General features: G+C 34.8%; 12 protein-coding genes. 7 read left to right on the forward strand and 5 right to left on the reverse strand.

Translation table 11 applies throughout. The features are described from left to right. Positions 1 to 7: 7 nt before the first annotated feature. The 5 genes from ACN0TY_RS04715 to ACN0TY_RS04735 form a co-directional block, all read right to left on the reverse strand. Entirely contained in the window at positions 8 to 3,010 is a 3,003-nt protein-coding gene (locus tag ACN0TY_RS04715; protein WP_417443559.1) for a SusC/RagA family TonB-linked outer membrane protein, read from the reverse strand. A 339-nt stretch (positions 3,011 to 3,349) separates the two neighbouring features. Continuing rightward, positions 3,350 to 4,798 carry an alpha-amylase gene (locus ACN0TY_RS04720; RefSeq protein WP_417443560.1) on the reverse strand — a complete coding sequence of 483 codons (1,449 nt, stop codon included), beginning with the start codon at positions 4,796 to 4,798 and terminating at the stop codon, positions 3,350 to 3,352. 102 nt (positions 4,799 to 4,900) lie between these two features. Then, on the reverse strand, positions 4,901 to 6,052 hold the full coding sequence (locus ACN0TY_RS04725; protein ID WP_417443561.1) for a SusF/SusE family outer membrane protein: 1,152 nt from the start codon (positions 6,050 to 6,052) through the stop codon (positions 4,901 to 4,903). A gap of 15 nt (positions 6,053 to 6,067) precedes the next feature. Beyond that, positions 6,068 to 7,684: a RagB/SusD family nutrient uptake outer membrane protein gene (locus tag ACN0TY_RS04730; RefSeq protein WP_417443562.1), complete on the reverse strand. Its 1,617-nt coding sequence runs from the start codon at positions 7,682 to 7,684 to the stop codon at positions 6,068 to 6,070. A gap of 12 nt (positions 7,685 to 7,696) precedes the next feature. After that, positions 7,697 to 10,603 carry a SusC/RagA family TonB-linked outer membrane protein gene (locus tag ACN0TY_RS04735; RefSeq protein ID WP_417443563.1) on the reverse strand — a complete coding sequence of 969 codons (2,907 nt, stop codon included), beginning with the start codon at positions 10,601 to 10,603 and terminating at the stop codon, positions 7,697 to 7,699. Positions 10,604 to 10,918: 315 nt separating this feature from the next. On the opposite strand from ACN0TY_RS04735, the gene ACN0TY_RS04740 reads away from it, so the two are divergent. The 7 genes from ACN0TY_RS04740 (at position 10,919) to ACN0TY_RS04770 (ending at position 22,412) form a co-directional block, all read left to right on the forward strand. Continuing rightward, positions 10,919 to 11,941, forward strand: a complete 1,023-nt coding sequence (locus tag ACN0TY_RS04740) for a LacI family DNA-binding transcriptional regulator (RefSeq protein ID WP_236957904.1) — start codon at positions 10,919 to 10,921, stop codon at positions 11,939 to 11,941. Positions 11,942 to 12,102: 161 nt separating this feature from the next. Further along, a complete protein-coding gene (locus tag ACN0TY_RS04745) occupies positions 12,103 to 13,476 on the forward strand; it encodes an MFS transporter (RefSeq protein ID WP_236957905.1) in 1,374 nt (457 codons plus the stop codon). A 48-nt stretch (positions 13,477 to 13,524) separates the two neighbouring features. Next, complete coding sequence (gene pgmB, locus ACN0TY_RS04750; protein ID WP_417443564.1) at positions 13,525 to 14,184, forward strand: beta-phosphoglucomutase; 660 nt, start codon at positions 13,525 to 13,527, stop codon at positions 14,182 to 14,184. Positions 14,185 to 14,186: 2 nt separating this feature from the next. Beyond that, positions 14,187 to 16,490: a glycoside hydrolase family 65 protein gene (locus ACN0TY_RS04755; RefSeq protein WP_417443565.1), complete on the forward strand. Its 2,304-nt coding sequence runs from the start codon at positions 14,187 to 14,189 to the stop codon at positions 16,488 to 16,490. 1 nt (position 16,491) lies between these two features. Continuing rightward, entirely contained in the window at positions 16,492 to 18,603 is a 2,112-nt protein-coding gene (locus ACN0TY_RS04760) for a glycoside hydrolase family 97 protein (protein ID WP_417443566.1), read from the forward strand. 53 nt (positions 18,604 to 18,656) lie between these two features. Continuing rightward, positions 18,657 to 20,501 carry a glycoside hydrolase family 13 protein gene (locus ACN0TY_RS04765; RefSeq protein WP_417443567.1) on the forward strand — a complete coding sequence of 615 codons (1,845 nt, stop codon included), beginning with the start codon at positions 18,657 to 18,659 and terminating at the stop codon, positions 20,499 to 20,501. Between the two features lie 33 nt (positions 20,502 to 20,534). Continuing rightward, on the forward strand, positions 20,535 to 22,412 hold the full coding sequence (locus ACN0TY_RS04770) for an alpha-amylase family glycosyl hydrolase (RefSeq protein WP_417443568.1): 1,878 nt from the start codon (positions 20,535 to 20,537) through the stop codon (positions 22,410 to 22,412). Positions 22,413 to 22,429: the final 17 nt, after the last annotated feature.

The following is a 22,429-nucleotide window of genomic DNA, read 5'->3' on the forward strand; positions in this document are numbered from 1 at the left end:
CATTTTTTTAGAAATTAGCATTTAATCCGATTACAAAACCTCTGCTTCTTGGGTATGATGTATAATCTATCCCGAAAGAAGGTACTCCGTCCACTTCTTTATTTGTATTTACTTCTGGATCAAAACCATCATATGGTGTTATTACAAATAAATTTTGTCCTGTAACATAGAATCTTAATGACTGTATCCAATTAATCGACATCGTTTGTGAGTCTAAAGTGTATCCAACGGTAAGGTTGTTTAGTCTTAAGAAATCTCCACTTTGTAAATCTTTAGTAGATAGAAATGGTCCTCCACCAGTTTCTGCTGCGCCAGAATTAACTTCTTGATATGTGGCATTATCTCCACTAGTTACCGCGCCTTTATAGAATAAGGCTGCATTAGTGTTATCGAAAATCTGATGCCCATATGCTCCATTTAAATTAGCACCCATATCGAAGTTTTTGTATCTAGCATTTAGAGCAATTCCTATAGTAATGTCTGGATTAGGATCTCCAACAAAATCTCTATCCGAATTTCCTCCAGGACCATCGAAATTAGGGTTTACAACACCATCTCCATTCACGTCTCTGTATGTAGGTAATCCTGCAGCATCATAACCTTCAAATATAGGAAGGTAGAACTCATATAATGGTTGGTTGTCATAAAGCAATTGCGCTCTTTGACCTGATAAACTTCTTCCGTTAATTTCACCCGTAGGAATTCCTAAAGGAAACTGGTTAGAAACATTTCTAATTTCATTGTCTAGGAAAGCCATATTGTAACTTATATCAAAAGTAAAATCTTCTGTTTCAACAATTCCGGCATTTATTGAAAATTCAAATCCACTATTTAGTACTTGAATGTCGTCAAAATTTGTCCAATAATTTACATTTGGTGCAGGTTGTATTGCAGGTAATCTAAACAATAGATCATTTGTAGTTCGATTAAAGTAATCAACAGAACCTTTAATTCTATTATTTAAGAACCCATAATCAAAACCAATACCCCATTGAGAAACAGATTCCCATTGTAAGTTAGGATTCGCTACATTATCTTGTTGTAATGCAGTTCCATCTCCAGTAGGTCCAAATTGAGTTTGCGCAGAACCAGCTGGAAATTCTTGGTTTCCAGTTACCCCCCAACTACCTCTAAGTTTGAATTCAGAAATAGCTTCAGGAAGAAACCCTTCTTCTGTTAAACGCCAAGCTGCTCCTACAGATGGGAAGTATCCGTATTGATTATTTTCACCAAATTTACTTGAACCATCTGCTCTTAAAGTAGCGGTTAGTAAATATTTACTTTTATAGTTGATGTTTGCTCTTCCGAAGAAAGATTGTAATTCAAATGAAGGATTGAAATATCCACTTACTTCAGTAGGTTGTATTGTAGCTGCATATCCTATATCTTTTAAATAAATATCTTGATCTGTTACACTAAAATCTCTTCCGACAATTCTATTCCCTTTAGCTTCAAAGGACTGGTATGAATATCCAATTACTGCATCTAAATTAAAATTTTCTGAAAAGTCTTTCTTGTATGATAATGTATGTTCAAAAAGTTTATTGAAATTATAATTGTCCTCATAAGAAGCGACACCTCTACCTAAAGTATTATTTGTATTTAGTAAAGATGATGTTGCGGCCCTTCTAGTAGATTCACTTCTACCAAGACCAATATTTAATTTATAGTTTAATCCATCGGTGATTTTAACCGTTGTACCAAAATTAGCTAGGATTCTTGAAGTTTCTGTATTATCCTCATAGTACTCAAGTATTGCTAAAGGGTTTCTTTGGTTATCACTTGGCTGATTATATGTTCCATCTGTATTATAAAATGGTCTTGTTGGATTCCATCTTAAAGCAGAGGATAGTAGATCTCCTTCAGCTCCTACGTTATCAGATATTGCTTCTCCGTCATCTCTGATGTATGAATAGATAACACTAGTGTCGAAAGTAACAACATCATTAAAAGCTCTTTGAGTAATGTTAACATTACCACTATATCTCTGTTGTCCTGTTCCTTTAATAATACCCTCTTGGTCTAAATACCCTAAAGAAAATCTATAGTTACCAGATTCCGATGCAGCTCCATATGAGAAGTCATGTTGCTGAGTGAATGCAGTTCTTAAAATTGATCCAAATGGATCTAACCTAGCTCCTAGGTCAGGGTTTGTATTTCCTACACTTGCAGCAATAGAAGGGTACTCATTTGCTTCAATTAAATCATATTCATTAGAAATATTACTGAATTGTACAGAGGTATTAAAACTTACCTGAGGTTTTCCTACTCTCCCTTTTTTAGTAGTTATTATAATCACCCCGTTTGCACCTCTAGAACCATATATGGCGGTAGCAGAAGCATCTTTCAATACATCCATACTAGCAATATCATTAGGGTTGATGAAACTTAATGGATTTCTTGCACTTTGTCTACCAAGACCAATGTCAGATCCTGCTCCACCACCTCCTCCAAGAGGAATTCCATCTACAACAACTAATGGGTCATTACCAGCTCTAATAGAAGATGTACCACGAATTCTAATGTTTGCAGCAGCTCCTGGCTCTCCGCTAGACTGTGTAATTTGTACCCCAGCAACTCGCCCTTGGATTAATTGATCTGGCGATGTTACAACTCCTTTGTTGAAATCTTTTGCTTTAACAGTTTCAACAGCACCGGTAGCATCTTGTTTTGTCGTTGTACCATAACCAATAACTACAACCTCATCTAAGGCTTGTGCGTCTTCTGTTAAAGTAGTGCTTACCGTAGACTGTCCGTTTACTGGAACCTCCTTAGAAGAGAAACCCACATAGCTAAAAACCAAAGTAGCATTAGCGCTTACATTGTCTAAGGTGTAATTTCCATCAAAATCGGTCTGTGTTCCATTAGATGTTCCCTTTACGAGAACATTAGCCCCAGGAAGGGGGCCAGTTGCGTCAGATACTGTCCCACTGACAGTCTGGGCTTGAACCATGCTAAAACATAAAAATGCCCCAACAAAGATCAAACCTTTGATTAAATTGTTCTTCATACAATTAAATTTTATAGTTCAAATAGTTAGCTTGTATCTAACACTGATTAAATCTTTACAACTAGGGTGTTCAGTTAGCTTGAAGTCGAAAAGAGATTATTAAAACAGTGTTAAATTATTATAATGTTATGTGAATATAAAAAAAATATAGCATAAAAAGTATTAGTTAATGTATTTTTTAGTCAATATTTTGTTAGATTAATAAATGTTATTTTTACTTATATTTTATTGATAAATAAAAGAGGCTGCTTAAAAAGTAGCCTCTTTTGTTTCTGTGAAAAAATGTATTGATGTTATGCTTTGTTCTGTGTTATTTTAAAAGCATCAACTTCAAACTTATTATTCTATTACTGTTTCTGTAGTTGTAATAGACCAAATAGCGTAACCGTTTGCTGGAGCTTCAAGTAATACTTCTCCATCTTCAGTTGTAACTGGAGTATATGTTGAATTAGAGGTGTAATCATATAGTACTGTATCTTTCCAATTACTTGTAACATTTCTGCGTTTTATGTTATCAGAAGTGTTTATGTATAGAATTAATCCAGGGTTTTCTGAAGTTCCTTTTCTTGTCATTATATATTCATCTGTGTCAACATATAAGATTTCTGTATCACCAATTGCTATACTGTTATGAATTGATATTAGCTGTTTTAATTGTTCAGTGAACTTTTCGTTTTCAATATCAGAATAAAAAATAGTTGGATAACCAGGGTGAGTTAAAATATAAGCATAAGCTGTTAGTTTATGGTCTGACATTATATAGTTATCTTCATTGCTATCCTTTTCAGTATCGTGGTTTGCTGTAAAAGTAACTGCCTTATCGGGGTAAGTTTGCCAAAGCATTTCTTCATTTAAATAATTTAAATCTTCAAAACGATCTAAAGCTTCTTCTAATTTGTAGAACGTAGAGAAATCGAAAGCACTACTACCAGTTTCTTCAATATATTTTTCTAAAACAGAAGCGCTTCCATCCCATAATTCTACTACTGAAAATCCACCAACCTCATCGATCCAAGCTTTTACAACCCATGGCTCGTATCCTAAAACATAATCAAAACGCCAACCATCAAAACCCATAGTGTTTTTATAATATTTTGCTACGGAATTATCTTGTTTCCATAGCCAATTTTGGACGTATTCTTGATTGTGATCTAAATTCTGTTCAGGGTAAAAAAGACTTCCATCATCATAATCGCTTGTGCTATTAGGGTAAAAATTCTCATAATTTCTATTAAACATTCCAGAGGCATTTCCGTGAGTTTCATCAAATAGTGTATAAGTATTTTTGTCTCTATATGGGTTGTATTCCTCGCCACCTCCAGAATTATGATTTATTACAATGTCTGCAATAACTTCAAGGTTATTATCATGTGCTTTTGAAATTAAGTTTTCTAGCTCTTCACGACTTCCAAATCTTGTTTCTACGGTTCCATGTTGTTCAAATTCACCGAAATCAAAATAATCAGAAGGATCATATCCCATAGAATACCCTCCAGATTGTCCTTTTGTAGCAACTGGAAGCCACAAACGATCTATACCGGCATCTGCCCAATCGGTTACTTTTTCACTTAAAATATTCCACCAATCTCCTTTTGGTTCTACATCCCAATAGAAAGCTTGGAGCATTACATCCGTTCCGCTATCATATTTTGAAAGGTCTAATGGTTTTACTTCACCAGTTTCTGGTAGTGTTGGCTCTGGGTCAACTGAAGAGCTGTCATCATCGCTGGAGCAAGATGATAATAAAAAAAAGCTTGTTGCAAATAAGTATAGAAGTTTGGTTTTCATAAGTTTTATTTTTGATTAAAATTTCTGTTGAGCAAACAAGGCGAAACAAACATAGAATATGAATATTTCGCCTTGCCTCATAAATAGATATACTATTAAATATTATTCAGTTACCTGACGAATAAATAGGTATCTACCATCTATATCATTGAACCAAACGTTATAGGTTCCAGCTGTTGCAGGAATATTTGGTCCTCCAATAGTTCCTTGTCCGCTAAGAGCTGTATCTGCTCCCCAGCTAGTTTCCCATTCATTATCAAGTCTAAATTTAGCTTCCCCATCTGTGATTGTAATTCCTTCGATATACCATATATGTGGGTCAAATGTAGATTTAATCATATCTTGATCTTCATCCCATCCACCTTCTGTAGCATCACCTAAAATACCGATACTACTATAGATAGGGGCAGCAGAGGCATCATATTTCTCCCAAGTGTACGTTAGATCTTCTTTGTTTATTGAAAAGCTATAGTAAGCATCTTCAGAAACTTTAAATGCAGATGGATCTCCTCCTAAAATCTCGTTATTACTTACATCTGTACCATCAAGCCCCCATTGTGGTTGCCATTCACCAAGTGTTTCTAGTAATTTAAACCCTTCAACATCTGCTCCTCCAGCAAAACGACCAGTAAAATAATATGCATTGTCATTTTCAGGATCTCTAAAAAGAGGAGTATTTGTGTTATCTGGGTTCCAACCAGCAGCAGTAGCATCTCCTACAAGATAAAACTGAGGTTTAAGCTCAATTGGTTCTGCACCATCTGTAGGCTCTACCAAAACTACATTTAAAGACAGTGTATCTGATAATTGTTCTACCAAATTAGATGTTTTGTCACCAACATAAGCTCTTACTCTAAAAAATAGATTTCCAGTGTTAGGTGCTTCCGTTTCTGGGTCGCTGTCTAAACCTGCATCTTCTGCTAGTGTAATCATGCTTTTAATAGTTACACCGTAGTTGGTTTCAGTTAAATCTGAAGCCAATACTGTAATTCCATCGAAAGTGTTATCTGCAGACGACTGTAATTCATATTTTACAGGTGTTGGAGCATCAAAATTGGCTGCATTCCAAACAAATCTTTCTGCTAAGTTATTTTCGTTCTCAGCTTCTAATTCATAAGAAGCTAATGGAGTATTTTCAAAAGATATTCCTTCAGGATCTGGTTTTGCTACGAAAGTGAATTCGTCATCATCAGAGCAAGCATTAAAACTTAATGTTGCTATAAAGGCAATCAGTAATAGTGATATTTTTTTCATCATGATTAGTTTTTATTAGTAACCAGTATTTTGAGTTAGGTTTGTATTGATTATTACGATATTACTAGGTAAAGGGAATAAGTCTCTGTAGCTATCTACACTTGTTCCGTTTTTAGCTCCACCTTTAAATGGCCATAAGTAGTTTCCACTAGTGAAGTATCCGAAACGAATTAAGTCAGATCTACGCTGTCCTTCCCAATACAATTCTCTTGCTCTTTCATCTAAGACAAAGTCTAAAGTAAGATCTCCTTGTGCGATGTTACTTGCATTAGCACGTGATCTTATTTCATTGATGTATGAAGTTGCTGTTGCTAAATCTCCACCAGAACCACCTTTTAAAGTAGCTTCAGCATAGTTTAAATAGATTTCTGCAACTCTAATTATAGGAAGGTCTGTGTCTACAAAATCTCCACCTTCATCGCTTCCAGCATTTCCTTGAGAATCGATGTTTTTAAATTTAGTTACCGCATAACCATCAGTAAATGTGTTTGCAATAGTATTGATTTCGTAAGATTGGCCGTCTGTATAAAACATTGCTCTCGCATCAGACCATTCAATTGGGTAACCATCATCATCACTATTTGTAATTGCAGTGTCAAATTTTTCTACAAGTGACTTTGTAGTTCTTAGACCTGCCCATCCACCATTTACACCAAATTCAGCAGGATCCATATCACCTCCAATGGCAGCATGTACAAGAAAAGTAGTACCTCCGTAAGTTCTGGATTGATTTCCATCAAAATTTAAAGCGAAAATGAATTCGTTTTGCGCACCATTTGTGTCGTTATCTGCTAAGAAAAGTTCATCATAAGCTGAGCCATTTCCGTTAGCATCAGTTGTATTTAATTTATATGAAGAGTTTATAGCTTTGTTAGCATAAGTAAGTGCTTCTGTATATTTAGCTTCTCCAATCCAAGTTTCTGCATTCAAATAAAGCTTCGATAATAATGCCCAAGCAGCAACACGATCTACACGACCATATTCATTAGCGCCACTTTCTTTAAGTGAAGTTTCAATTTCTGTTAATTCTGTTTCAATAAAATTGAAAATCTCTGCTCTTGTATTTTGTTCAGGCAAATCTGTAGAAACTACAGTTACAAGTGGAACATCACTATAAAAATCTATTAAGTTATAGTAAGCAAATGCTCTTAAAAATCTTGCTTCAGCAATAAAAGAAACAACTTCTTCACTTTCGTTTAAAGGCGTTACCTTTTCAATAAATGAATTACAGAAAGAAACCTCTTGTGCCAAACGATAATACATTGCCGTAGTGAAGTCATTACTTGCATTCCAAGTCATGGCGTGTAAGTTTGGTAATCCAGGATCTCCCCAACCAACTACAGCATTGTCTGTTGTTAATTCATTTAAACTAAAAAGCATTCTTGTATATTGTGAAGTACCTTCATCAATTCCAGTAATATCAGCATCTCCAGCAGGCCCTTCTTGTCCTGTTAGTGCTAAACTTGCATAAAGTTTGGCTAGTGCTCCTTTTGCTTCATCTGCATTAGCAAAAACATCTTCTTCTGTGAAACTGTCTGGATCGATTGGAGTTTGATTTAAATCGTCGTGACAAGAAACCATTAGGGATCCAGTTGCGAATAAAGCGATGAGTAATTTATATGTATTTTTCATTATTAACTCTTTTTAAAAATTAAGATTAACACCAAATACGAAAGATCTCGGTCTTGGGTAGAAGTTGTTGTCTATTCCTCCATCAATTTCAGGATCCAATCCATCATAATCTGTAAAAGTGGCTACATTCTGTACAGATCCGTAAAAACGAAGACTTGTACTAGGAATAGCATCTTGTAAAGTATATCCTAAAGTGATGTTGTCTATTTTAAAGAATGAGGCATCTTGTACATAATAATCACTTTGAAGGTTAGTTTCTGTAATAGTTTGGAAACCAGTATTAAAATAATCACTATGTAAATTTGTAAGGATGCTATTCTCTGTAGCTCTGTTTAAGTAACTCTTACTTGAAGCCATGTTATTGTAGGCATAGTTTCCAATATTAGCTCTTGTAACAATTGCTAAATCCCATTTTTTATAGTTTAAATTGGTGTTTAGTCCCATAATTACATCTGCATACGGGTCTTTGTATAAATAACGGTCGTCATCGTTTATTTGATTGTCACCATTTCTATCTACATAAGCACCTTCAATAGGTCTCCCATCTTCATTGTAAACTTGTTTGTATACCCAGTAACTAAAAGGAGAGTATCCTTCTTTGTGCAGTTGGATGTTATTTCCAGTTCCTCCGTTGATTCCACCAACTTCTACTTGACCAGGAAGATTAGTGATTTCATTATTGTTGTAAGATATGTTGTATCCGATACTCCAATTAAAATCATCCGTTTGAACAGGAACTACATTTAATTCGAATTCAATCCCTTTATTCTCCATATCTCCAATATTTTTGTCGATCCCATTAGAGAAGTTTGTAAATGGGTCTACAGTAACGAAGCTTATTAGGTCTTCGGTTTTCTTAAGATATGCATTTACAGAACCAGAGATTCTATTATTAAAAAATCCGTAATCAATCCCAACATTCAGAGTTCTTCCAATTTCCCAACGTAAGTCTTCATTGTACTCCTCTGGTCTGTATGTTTGGTAGAAACCATCTCCTAATTGGTAATTTGCATTGGTTCTACTAGCTGTATATTTGGTTAAGAAATTATAATCTCCTAAACCATTTACATTTCCAATTTCACCATAACCAACTCTTAATTTTAATTCGCTTATTGCTTCTGAATTTTCTAAGAAACTTTCGTTGTTTATATTCCAAGCAAGTGCTACAGATGGGAAGTATCCCCAACGATCGTCTGGATTTAATTTAGATGAAGCATCTGCTCTTAACGTAGCAGTTACTAAATATCTGTTATCATAATTGTAATTAAACCTTCCGAAGTAAGAAAGTAAAACACTTCTCCATTTATCAATTTTGATAGGATTGTTTCCTTCTTCTTCAGCTTCACTATCATAATTATAATTATCGTTTTCAAAACTCTGATAAGAATATCCAGCTACTGCATTTATAGTATGTACATCGATATCTTTTGAATACGTAGCATACGCATCAAATAACTTATTAGTAGCCTCGTTTGTGTAGTTTGAGTAAGATCCATTCCAGTCTAATTGTGAAGATGGCATTTGATCTGAAACAATTACTCTCCCGTGGCTATTAGTTTTATCCAATCCAACGTTTACTGTAGCCGTAAGGTCAGGGAAAAAGTGAAGTTTGTAATCAACTTTTGCATTTCCTATAAAACGTCTAACTTCTGCTGTATCATCTTTTAAGTTAACTAAAGCAACAGGGTTTGTCGGCGCTAAGCTATTCTGAACATTATCATTATTTAACCAAGTAAAATACCCTCCAAAAGGAGAATTCTCGTCATAAATAGCTTGTGTTGGGTCAAAATCTACAGAAGAACCAATAGCATCTTTATTAGCAAAAGTGTTTTCTGTATATGATCCTCTACCATTTAATTCAACTTTTAAATGATTATCTAAAAAAGATGGACGAAGGTTTATAGATCCTGTTGTTCTTTGGAAGTTGTCACCTTGTAAAACTCCATCTTGATCTGTATAACCAATAGAAGCTCTAACAGGCATAAATCCACCGATATTCCCTGTAGTACTTAAGTTATGCTCAAAACCAAAAGCATCATCGTAGATTTCTCTTTGCCAATCTGTATTGCTGTTTCCTAAACGACTAATTTCATCTGCAGTACCAACTTCGTTTATTAGCGTGCTAAATTCGTCAGCATTCATAACATCTACATAGTTTGTAGGTGTGTATAATGTTGTGGAACCAGTGTAGCTAAACTTAAAATCGTTTCCTTTTCCTTTTTTGGTAGTAATCATAATTACTCCATTTGCGGCTCTAGCACCATAAATTGCTGTAGAAGATGCATCTTTAAGAACCGTCATGCTTTCGATGTCATTCGGGTTAATAAAGTTTAACGGACTTCTAGAACCACCCGTGTTATCACCTGCAATCGGCACTCCATCAATTACGTATAATGGCGAGCTGTTTAAAGATAAAGATCCTTGTCCACGAATAACAATGTTTTGACCTTCTCCTGGAGCTCCACCGCCTGAGGTTACAGAAACCCCAGCAATTTTACCAGTAATTAGCTGTCCAGCAGTAACTACTGGCCCTTGGTTAAAGTCTTCCGTAGAAACCTGATCTACGGCTCCCGTAGCATCTTTCTTTCTTACAGAACCATAACCAATTACTACAACTTCGTCTAATTGTTGCGTGTCTTCAGTTAAAGTTACATTCATAGTAGCTCCAGAAACTGTTTTATCTAAAGGACTAAAACCGATGTATGAGAATTGAAGCGTAGTTCCATTTTCTGCTTCAATTGTGAACATACCATCAAAATCTGTAGTCGTTCCTGTAGTTGTTCCTTTTATGATAACATTTACTCCCGGGATGGGGGTATTTGTCGATGCGTCTGTAACGACTCCACTAACCGATTGCTGGGCAAAAATCCCTATCGGTATTAGGAACATTAGTAGATTTAATTTTTGAAATATTTTCATAAGAAATTGTAAAATAGTTTGATAATTGTTAGCTTATATTTTTACTTCTCGGTGTTAAAACTATGTAAAATTTGAGTAAAGAAAACGTTGGAGTAATTTTAGAGGGTCACGAAAACGTTTTAGTGTTGAGAACTTTTAATTTTTTAACAGAATACGAGATACAAAGGCTTTGATTTTACTATTCGTAATAATAAATAAGTATTATTATGAATCTTATAATTTTAATATGAATTGAAATCTTGATTAATATTAGAAAAGAGTAACTTTTGTTCGTATTTTTGTAGAAATACGATCACCCTAATTTGCCGCCATATTATGAAGAAAAAAATAACGATTAAAGAGATTGCTAGAGAGTTGGATGTTTCTATTTCAACAGTATCTAAAGCGATGAGTAATAGTTCGGAAATCAGTAAAGATACTATCGAAAAAGTACAAGCTTTTGCGAAACTCTATAATTACAAGCCAAATAATATTGCGCTAAGTCTTAAAAATAAAAAGACCAAGAATATTGCAGTTATTATTCCTGAAATTGTTCATCATTTCTTTACACTTATAATTAGTGGAATTGAGCAAAAAGCTAATGAGCTTGGTTATAATGTTATCGTTTGTTTGTCTAATGAGTCTTTTGATAAAGAGGTGATTAATATGGAAACGATGGCAAATGGTCAAATAGACGGATTTCTATTATCGCTTTCAAAAGAAACTTTACAGAAGAAAGATTTTCATCATTTACGAGAAGTTATAAATCAGGGGATGCCATTAGTGATGTTCGATAGAACTTCTGATGAAATCTACTGCGATAAAATTATAATAGACGATGCGCGTGCTTCTTATAATGCGATCCAACATTTAATTTATTCTGGTTGTCAACGGATTGCATTAATTACTACTGCAGATTATATTTCTATTGGTAAACTTCGTACACAAGGCTATGTAAATGCACTTTATGATGCTGGTATTGAGTTGGATGAAAACTTGATTGTAAAAATAGACAAGGCAGAGGAGTTGGATGAAAAAATAAAAGAGCTTTTTGATTCTGAAAAATTTGATGCCGTTTTTGGGGTAAACGAATTATATGCTGTCGTAGCAATGCGAGAAGCACACAACCGCGGATTAAAGATTCCTCAGGAGATGAGTTTTATTGGGTTTAGTGACGGAATTTTATCAAAATACTCATATCCAACACTTACAACTGTTATTCAACATGGTTTTGAAATGGGAGCGAAAGCAGCTAAAATGTTGATAGATAGATTGGAGAGTGATAATGACGAGTCTAGTTACAGAACAGAGGTTATAAAAACCTCCATTTTAGAAAGAGAATCTACGAAACCTATTTAGTAGTTTTCGTAGTATTTAAAGTTTAACATTAAGACTATTAGTTTCTTATCTGCTAAAATACTATCTTGCGACCATCAAAGTTTATATTTTTACTTCTCAATTTAAATTAAGCTTTGATAAGTCATAGCGCTTATCGTATAATAAACTAATAAGTTACGATAATGAAAAAGCGTATTTTAGGTTTCTGGGAAATCTGGAACATGAGTTTCGGTTTTCTAGGAATTCAATTTGGTTTTGCTCTTCAAGGAGGGTTTATGTCTCGTATTTTTCAGACACTAGGTGCTGAAAAAGATAGTATTCCACTCTTATGGATTGCAGCTCCTCTTACAGGATTAATAATACAACCCATAATAGGTTATTTAAGTGATAAAACTTGGCATCCCAAGCTAGGTCGTCGACGCCCATATTTTCTTATCGGTGCGATATTAAGTTCTATAGCCTTATTCCTAGTGCCGCATTCTCCTGCATTATGGATAGCAGCAGGATTCCTTTGGATTTTAGATGCATCTATTAATGTTAGTATGGAGCCTTTTAGAGCTTTAGTAGCGGATAAACTTCATGAGTCTCAACGTTCCTATGGTTTTGTTGTACAAACCTTAATTATAGGTATTGGTACTTGGGTGGCTAGTAATTTACCTTGGTTGGTTAATTATTTAGGTGTAAGTAATGAAGCTGCTCCAGGAGTTGTGCCTATGTCTGTTAAAGTGGCTTTTGCAATTGGAGCTTTTGTTTTTATTACTAGTATTCTTTATACCATTTTTACTACTGATGAATATCCGCCTGAAGATATGGAAGCTTTCAAAAAGATGAAGGCAGAAACTAAAGGTCATTTTATAAGAGATATTATTGAAAATATTGGGAATATGCCTCCTACCATGATAAAATTAGGAGTAATTCAGTTTTTTAGCTGGTTTGCCTTTTTTACCATGTGGAGTTTGGCAACCCCAGCACTTACAGAGCACGTGTACCATGCACCAGCTCCAATAGAAGCAGCATTCGATCTTCAAGATGTTGCACAACAAACAGCTTTTAATGTTGCAAATAAAAAATACCAAGATGCATCAGATAATGTAGGTTCCGCAATGGGAGTTTACGGACTCTCGTCCATGGTTTTTGCATTACTGCTTACTTTCTATGCATCTCGAAAACGAGTAAATCGTAAATACACACATATGGTTTCCCTAATTTTAGGGGGTGTCGGGTTTATTTCTATGTACTATATTCCAGATCCTTCCTATTTATATATAAGCTTTATTTTAGTTGGAATAGCATGGGGAAGTATCTTATCAATGCCATATGCTATGCTTTCAAGTTCTATAGACGCCAAGAAAATGGGTGTTTATATGGGACTCTTTAATATGTTTATTGTACTGCCGCAAATTATTGCCGCTTTAGGTGGAATTAATTATGCCTACAAATTCATAGGAGAGGAAACCATTAATTCAATGATTGTAGCTGGAATTTGCCTTATTCTAGCAGGCTTTGCAAATCTGCTCATTGTAAATAAAAAGGCAATAGCATATACAATAGATTAATACTTGGTTAGAGAGTATTAATTAGGATTACACTTTAAAACAATAAAAATGAATACAGAAAAAGGATTTATATTCGACTTAGACGGTGTTATTGTAGATACCGCTAAGTTTCACTTTTTAGCTTGGAAAAAAGCAGCCGCTACATTCAATTTTGAATTAACGCTAGAACATAACGAACAATTAAAAGGAGTAAGCAGAATCGACTCCTTAAAGAAAATATTAAACTGGGCTAATACATCGGTTTCTCAAGAGGAATTTGATGAGCTTGCAGCAAATAAAAATTCAGATTACTTAACCTATGTGGATAAAATGACCGAGGATGATATTTTACCTGGAGTCAGAGAAATACTAGCTGAAATTAAAGCAAATAATTTCCCCATTGCTTTGGGTTCGGCTAGTAAAAATGCCCCTAAAATATTACAGAAAGTAGGAATTATGGATTTGTTTGATGCTATTGTAGATGGAAATAGTGTTTCTAAAGCAAAGCCAGATCCAGAAGTATTTCTTATTGCTGCTGATAAAATAAACGTTGCGCCAGAAAAATGTGTAGTTTTTGAAGATGCAGAAGCAGGAATAGAAGCTGCAAATAGTGCAAAGATGATTTCTGTAGGTTTGGGCAACGAACAGAACTTAAAGGAAGCCGATTATAATTTCTCGAGCTTCACCGAAATAACATTCAATTTTTTAAAACAACTTCAACCTAAATAAAAATGAATCAGGATTATATTGTACCAAACGAATGGTCATTAATAGAAGAAGGATTTCAGGCAGCAAAAGTTAAGTCGTCTGAAAGTTTATTTAGTATCGGAAACGGAGCCATGGGGCAACGTGCAAATTTTGAAGAGTATTACTCAGGTGCTACTTTTCAAGGAAGTTATATTGCAGGTGTCTATTATCCAGATAAAACTCGTGTAGGGTGGTGGAAAAATGGATATCCAGAATATTTTGCTAAAGTACTTAATGCTCCAAATTGGATTGGAATAAACGTATTGGTAAACGGTGAGATGTTAGATTTAAATACCTGTAAATCGGTTGAAGGTTTTCGCAGAGAATTGAACATGCAAGAAGGGTGGCACAAACGTAGTTTTAAAGCCACACTTCCTAATAATATAGAAGTTGAAGTTACTGCAACACGTTTCTTAAGTTTAGAAATGGACGAAGTTGGAGCAATTAAATATGAAGTTACTCCTTTAAATAACGATGTAGAGATAACTTTCTTACCGTATGTAGATGGTGGGATTACTAATGAAGATACCAATTGGGATGATGCCTTTTGGGATGTGTATAATACAGGTACAGAAAATGATTTTGGATATGTGGTTTCTAAAACCAATAAAACCGAATATCATGTTTGTACTGGGATGATAAGTACTGTGTTTTTAAATGAAGATAAAATTGAAGTTGCTTCAGAAGAAAATATCGAACCTTTAAAAACCACTTTTACTTATAAAGTGCCTGCAAAAAAAGGCCAGACAGCTTCCATTGAAAAGATGGCAGGATATGTAACTTCCTTAAATCATAAAAAAGAAGATTTAGTAGCTGCTTCCAAATCGGTATTGAGTAAAGCTTCAAATTTAGGTTTCGATGCTTTATTGCAAACTCAGAAAGATGCTTGGGCTTCTATTTGGGAAATGGCAGATATTACTATCGATGGAGATGTAAAAGCTCAACAGGGAATTCGTTTTAATATTTTTCATTTAAATCAGACGTATTTAGGGAAAGATGCACGCCTTAATATTGGTCCAAAAGGATTTACTGGAGAGAAATATGGAGGGAGTACTTATTGGGATACCGAGGCCTATTGTATTCCTTTTTATATGACTACCAAAGACGACCAAGTAGCGAGAAACCTTTTAAAATATCGTTACAACCATTTAGGAAAAGCTATTGAGAATGCCGGAAAGTTAGGCTTTAAAAATGGAGCTGCCTTGTATCCAATGGTTACAATGAACGGAGAGGAAAGCCATAACGAATGGGAAATTACTTTTGAAGAAATTCACCGTAATGGATCTATGGTTTATGCTATTTATAATTACGTTCGTTATTCTGGAGATTACAGCTACATTCCAGAAATGGGATTAGAAGTAATGATTGCAATTGCACGTTTTTGGCATCAAAGAGCAAACTTTTCTAAGGATAAAAATAAGTATGTAATTTTAGGAGTTACAGGTCCAAATGAATATGAAAATAATGTAAATAACAACTGGTTTACAAACTACATCGCAAAATGGTGTATTGAGTATGCTACAGAAAATATAGAGAAAGTTAAGGCTGAATATGCTTCAGATTACGAGCGTATTATTGCCAAGGCAAATCTTTCTTCAGAAGAAATAAAACAATGGTTGGAAGTTGCTCAAAATATTTATTTCCCATATAGTGAGGAGCATCAGGTGTATTTGCAACAAGATGGTTTTTTAGATAAAGAATTGATTACTGTTGAAAATCTATCTAAAGAAGAACGTCCAATAAATCAGAAATGGTCTTGGGATCGTATTTTACGTTCTCCATATATAAAACAAGCCGATACATTACAAGGGTTTTACTTCTTCGAAGATCATTTTAGCAAAGAAGAATTGGAGCGCCATTTTGATTTTTATGAACCATTTACGGTACACGAATCTTCTTTATCGCCGTGTGTGCATAGTATTCAAGCTGCAGTTCTAAATAAAATGGAACAGGCTTATAATTTCTATTTACGTACCTCACGTTTAGATTTGGATGACTATAACAAAGAAGTTCACGAAGGGCTACATATCACTTCGATGGCTGGAACATGGATGAGTATTGTTGAAGGTTTCGGAGGAATGCGTGTTAAAGATGGAAAACTGACATTCGAGACTAGAATTCCGAAGCAGTGGAAAGCATTTTCTTTTAAAGTGAATTTTAGGGGAAGTATTGTAAAAGTAAACGTTTCTCATGCTGAAACTACATTTAGAGTTGATGGTGATAAGGATTTAAAAATTAAATTGAATGGAGAAGAAGTTGTTGTAAAAGCAACTTCGAAAGTAGCTTAATATGAAAAAGATAATTATAAATATTTGTGTTCTTTTATTAGCAGTGGGAAGCCTTTCTGCGCAGGAGTTAAAATCACCAAATGGAAATTTCTCTATGGATTTTTCTCTGCTGAAAGATGGTACTCCAACATACAAACTTACCTATAAAGGAAAAGCAATCATCAAAGAAAGTAAACTTGGTTTTGAGTTGAAAGATGATGATACGTCGTTACTTAATGGTTTTTCTGTTGAAGACACACAGACTAGTACTTTTAATGAAACTTGGAAACCAGTTTGGGGAGAAGTTTCAGAAATTAAAAATCATTATAATGAATTAGCAGTTACATTAAATCAGAAATCGACGGATAGAAAGATGACAATTCGCTTTCGTTTATTTGATGATGGTTTAGGTTTCCGTTATGAGTTTCCGAAGCAGAAAAATTTAGTGTATTTCGTAATCAAAGAAGAACGTACGCAGTTTGCAATGGCTGGAGATCATACAGCATTTTGGATTCCTGGAGATTATGATACGCAAGAGTATGATTATACAGAATCTAAGTTGTCTGAAATACGTGGGAAAATGGATCAAGCGATTACGCCAAATGCTTCGCAGCAACCATTTTCGAAAACAGGTGTACAGACTTCTTTAATGATGAAAACGGAAGATGGATTGTATATAAACTTGCATGAGGCAGCTTTGATAAACTATTCTGCTATGCATCTTAATTTGGATGATAAAAGCATGGTTTTCCAATCTTGGTTAACACCAGATGCAAATGGTGATAAAGGGTATTTGCAAGCGCCATTCAATACGCCTTGGAGAACAATTATTGCTAGCGATGATGCCCGAGATATCTTGGCTTCAAAAATGACATATAATTTAAATGAACCTTCTAAAATAGAAGATACTTCTTGGATAAAGCCAGTAAAATATGTTGGTGTTTGGTGGGAAATGATTACAGGGAAAAGTTCTTGGTCTTATACAAACGATTTTCCTTCTATAAAGTTAGGAGAAACCGACTATTCTATAGCTACTCCTAGCGGTACGCATGGAGCGACTACAGCAAATGTTAAGAAATATATCGACTTTGCTGCAGAAAATGGCTTTGATGCTGTTTTAGTGGAAGGCTGGAATGTAGGATGGGAAGATTGGTTTGGAAAATCTAAAGATTATGTATTTGATTTCGTAACGCCTTATCCAGATTTCAATGTGGAAGAGATTCATAGTTACGCTAAATCTAAAGGTGTTAAAATGATGATGCATCATGAAACTTCTAGTTCTGTTCGTAATTACGAGCGACATATGGATGCAGCGTATAAATTTATGAACGATAACGGATATACTTCTGTAAAGAGTGGTTATGTAGGTGATATTTTACCGAGAGGTGAAAATCATTATAATCAGTGGATTGTAAATCATTATCAATATGCATTAGAAAAAGCAGCCGATTATAAAATAATGGTAAATGCTCATGAAGCAGTACGTCCAACGGGAGTTGCAAGAACATACCCGAATTTAATTGGAAATGAATCGGCGAGAGGAACAGAATACCAAGCTTTTGGAGGTTCTAAGCCAAATCATGTTACGGTATTGCCATTTACACGTTTAATTGGTGGCCCGATGGATTATACCCCAGGGATTTTCGAAATGGATATCAGTAAAATGAATCCAGACAATCACTCGCATTTAAATGCAACTATTGCCAATCAGTTGGCGCTATATGTAACTATGTATAGTCCGTTGCAAATGGCGGCAGATATTCCAGAGAATTACAATCGCTTTCCAGATGCTTTTCAGTTTATAAAAGATGTTGCTGTAGATTGGGATGATAGTAAGTATTTGGAAGCTGAGCCAGGTAAATACGTTACTGTAGCACGTAAAGCGAAAGGAACTAATAATTGGTTTGTTGGTAATGCAAATGGATTGGAGAAACGTACTTCAGAAATTAAACTAGACTTTTTAGATACAGGTAAAAAGTACGAAGCTATAATTTATACAGATGCTAAAGATGCGCATTATAAAACCAATCCGCAGGCATATAAAATCACAAAACAAACGGTTACTAATAAAACTAAATTGACTATCGATTCTGCTCCTGGAGGAGGATTTGCAATTAGTATTATTGAAAAATAAATTAAAAAGCATCCGTAAGAAAGAATCATGAATACCCATAAATCAATTTAATTATGAAAAGACGATACATTCAGTTTATGGTGGCGCTTTTAATTTTTAGCGGTTTTACTGCTGAAGCGCAAATCAAGAAAATAGAACCTCCATTTTGGTGGAGTGGAATGCAGAAAAGTGAAGTTCAATTAATGGTTTATGGAGATGATATTTCTTCATTAGAACCAGAAATTGATGGTTTGGAGATTAAAGAGGTGAAAAAAACTGAAAACCCAAACTATCTGTTTATAACTATTGAAACAAAAGGTGTTTCAGCAAAAAACTACACCATCAATTTTAAGAAAGATGGGAAAGTAGTTTCTAAGCAAGCGTATGAGATAAAATCAAGGAAAGAAAATTCAGCTAATAGAAAAGGGTTTGATTCTTCGGATATGATTTACTTGCTTATGCCAGATCGTTTTGCAAATGGTAATCCTAAAAACGATAGTAATTCAGCATTAAAAGAAAAAGCGAATAGAGAGTTACAAGGTGGACGCCATGGAGGAGATATCCAAGGAATTATAGATCATTTAGATTATATCGAAGACTTGGGGGCTACTGCTATTTGGAGCACGCCATTGGGAGAAGATGACGATGAGGTATATTCTTACCATACCTACGCGCAAAGTGATGTTTATAAAATTGATGCCCGATACGGAACGAATGAAGATTATAAAAGATTAGCTAGTGAAATGCATAAAAAAGACATGAAACTAATCATGGATTATGTTGTTAATCATTGGGGAGCGGAGCATTGGATGGTTAAAGATTTACCAACTTACGATTGGATCAATCAGTTTCCAGGTTATGCGCAGACTAATTATAGAATGAGCACACAAATGGATCCAAATGCTTCTGAAATTGATTTTAAGATGTGTATGGATGGGTGGTTTGTAAAATCGATGCCCGATTTAAATCAGAACAATCCATTGGTTTTAAATTATCTTATTCAGAATGCTATTTGGTGGATTGAATATGCAGATTTAGATGGGTTTCGTGTAGATACATATTCGTATAATGATAAAGAAGGGGTAGCAACTTGGACCAAAGCGATTATGGATGAGTATCCAAATTTTAACATCGTTGGAGAGATATGGATGCACGACCAAGCGCAAATTGCATATTGGCAAAAGGATAGTAAAGTAGGTGCTATTCAAAACTACAACTCGCATTTACCAAGTGTAATGGATTTTACATTGCACGATGCTGTAACAGCTGTTTTTAATGAAGAGAATCCTTCTTGGGATAAAGGAACAATCCAGTTGTATGATAATTTTGTTAATGACTTTCTATATCCTGATATCGATAATATCCTTGTTTTTGCTGAAAATCATGATACAGGAAGAATCAATGAAATTTATAACAATATTGAAGATTATAAATTAGTAATGACATTGATGGCTACCGTTCGTGGGATTCCACAACTTTATTACGGCTCTGAAATAGGAATGAAAGGTGATAAAGGAAAAGGTGATGGCGATATCCGTAGAGATTTTCCTGGAGGATGGGAAGGTGATACAAATAATGCTTTTTCAAAGGAAACAAGAACAGACACGCAAAATGCATATTTTAATTTCACCTCAAAACTTTTCAATTGGAGAAAGAATAAAACGGTTATTCATTCAGGAAAAACTACACAATATATCCCACAGGACGAGGTGTATGTTTACTTCCGTAGTGATGAAAATGATACTGTTATGGTGGTAATTAATAACAGTAAAGATGTGCGTACGTTAGATTTAAGCCGTTTTAAAGAGAATTTAAAAGATGTCACAACTGGTAAAGATATTATTTCTGAAAAGAGTTTATCACTAGAAAACACACTAGAAATAGCAGGAAAATCTAGTTATATAATCGAAGTGAAGTAGGGGTGATTATTGAATAAGGATAAAATTCATAAAATGATAAAGCTAAAAAATGCCATCCTTTGTGTAATCTTATTATCTTTAGTAGGCGCTTGTAGCAATACTAAAAAAATGGAGAATAAAAAGGAAAAACAGTATTCAAAAATTGCAATATACCAAGTGTTTACGCGCTTGTTTGGAAACACTAATACCACCAATAAACCTTGGGGAACCATTGAAGAGAATGGTGTTGGAAAGTTTGCCGATTTTACAGATAAAGCTTTAGAAGAAATTAAAGAATTAGGGGTTACCCATATTTGGTATACGGGAGTTCCACACCATGCTTTGGTGAATGATTATACAGCCTACGGAATCTCTAATGACGATCCTGAAGTGGTGAAAGGGCGTGCTGGTTCGCCTTATGCTGTTAAAGATTATTACAATGTAAATCCAGATTTAGCTACAGATCCTGCAAACCGCTTGGAGGAGTTTAAGCAGCTTATAGATAGATCTCACAAGCATAAATTAAAGGTTATTATAGATATTGTTCCCAATCATGTGGCTCGAAATTATGAGGGGATTACCAATCCTGAAGGCGTGGAGAGTTTTGGTGCTTCAGATGATGTTTCGGTAGCTTATAATAAAGACAACAGTTTTTATTACAATCCCGGGGAAGCCTTTTCTTTACCAGATTGGAAGGATGGATATTCGCCTTTAGGAGGAGAAGAAAATGCTTTGATTGACGGTAAATTCGATGAAAATCCTGCAAAATGGACAGGGAACGGATCTCGAGCTTCCAAACCAGACCAGAATGATTGGTATGAAACGGTGAAAGTAAATTATGGAGTTTCTCCAGATGGTCACCGAGATTTTGATACCCTTCCAGAGAATTTTAATCAGGAATCGTATAAAAAACATTTTGAGTTTTGGCAAGATAAAGAGGTGCCAGCTTCATGGATAAAATTTCGCGATATTGCCTTGTATTGGATTGATTATGGAGTAGATGGTTTCCGTTATGATATGGCAGAGATGGTGCCTGTAGAATTTTGGAGTTATATGAATTCTGCCATCAAAATGAAAAATCCAGATGCATTTTTAATGGCCGAAGTTTATAATCCAGATCGCTATAGAGATTATTTGCACTTAGGAAAAATGGATTATTTGTATGATAAGGTAGATATGTACGATTCGTTAAAGCATATTATGAAGGGCTACGGGTGGACAGATCATATTCCTGTGGTGCGAAATAAGTTTAACGATATAGAGCATAATATGCTTTATTTCCTAGAGAATCATGACGAACAACGTATTGCGAGTCCAGAGTTTGTAGGGAATGCAGAAACTGCTAAACCAGCGATGACAATGTTGGCAACAATAGGAACATCGCCTTTAATGATTTATTTCGGACAAGAAGTAGGGGAGCCAGGAGCAGAAAATGCTGGTTTTGGTAATCCGAGTAGGACTTCTATCTTCGATTATATTGGTGTTCCAACGCATCAAAGGTGGATGAATGGCGGTAAGTTTGATGGCGGACAATCTACAGCTGAGGAAAAAGAACTAAGAGACTTTTATAAGCGTCTGCTTAATGTTGCAATTAGTAATGAAGCCTTAACTGGCGAGAGCAGAGAGATACATTATTATAATAAAGACCATACTGAGAATTACGATCACCGAGTGTTTTCTTTTGTTAGATCTTCAGAAGATCAGAAGCTAATTGTTGTGTCTAATTTTGATACAGATGTTTCTCATGAGTTTGAGTTACGTATTCCTAAAGATATCATCTCTAAGTGGAATTTATCAGAAGAGGAATATGAGCTAAATGACCTTTTATATCAGCAGAAAGGAAAGTTAATATTAAAAAATGGTGAAGGTTTTATAAAGGTATCTCTTGCTCCATTAGAATCATTTATTTTTGAGCTTTCAATAAATGAATAGCGATAAAAATGATAAAA

The organism is Joostella sp., assembly GCF_048266025.1.
Lineage (GTDB): Bacteria > Bacteroidota > Bacteroidia > Flavobacteriales > Flavobacteriaceae > Galbibacter > Galbibacter atrarenae.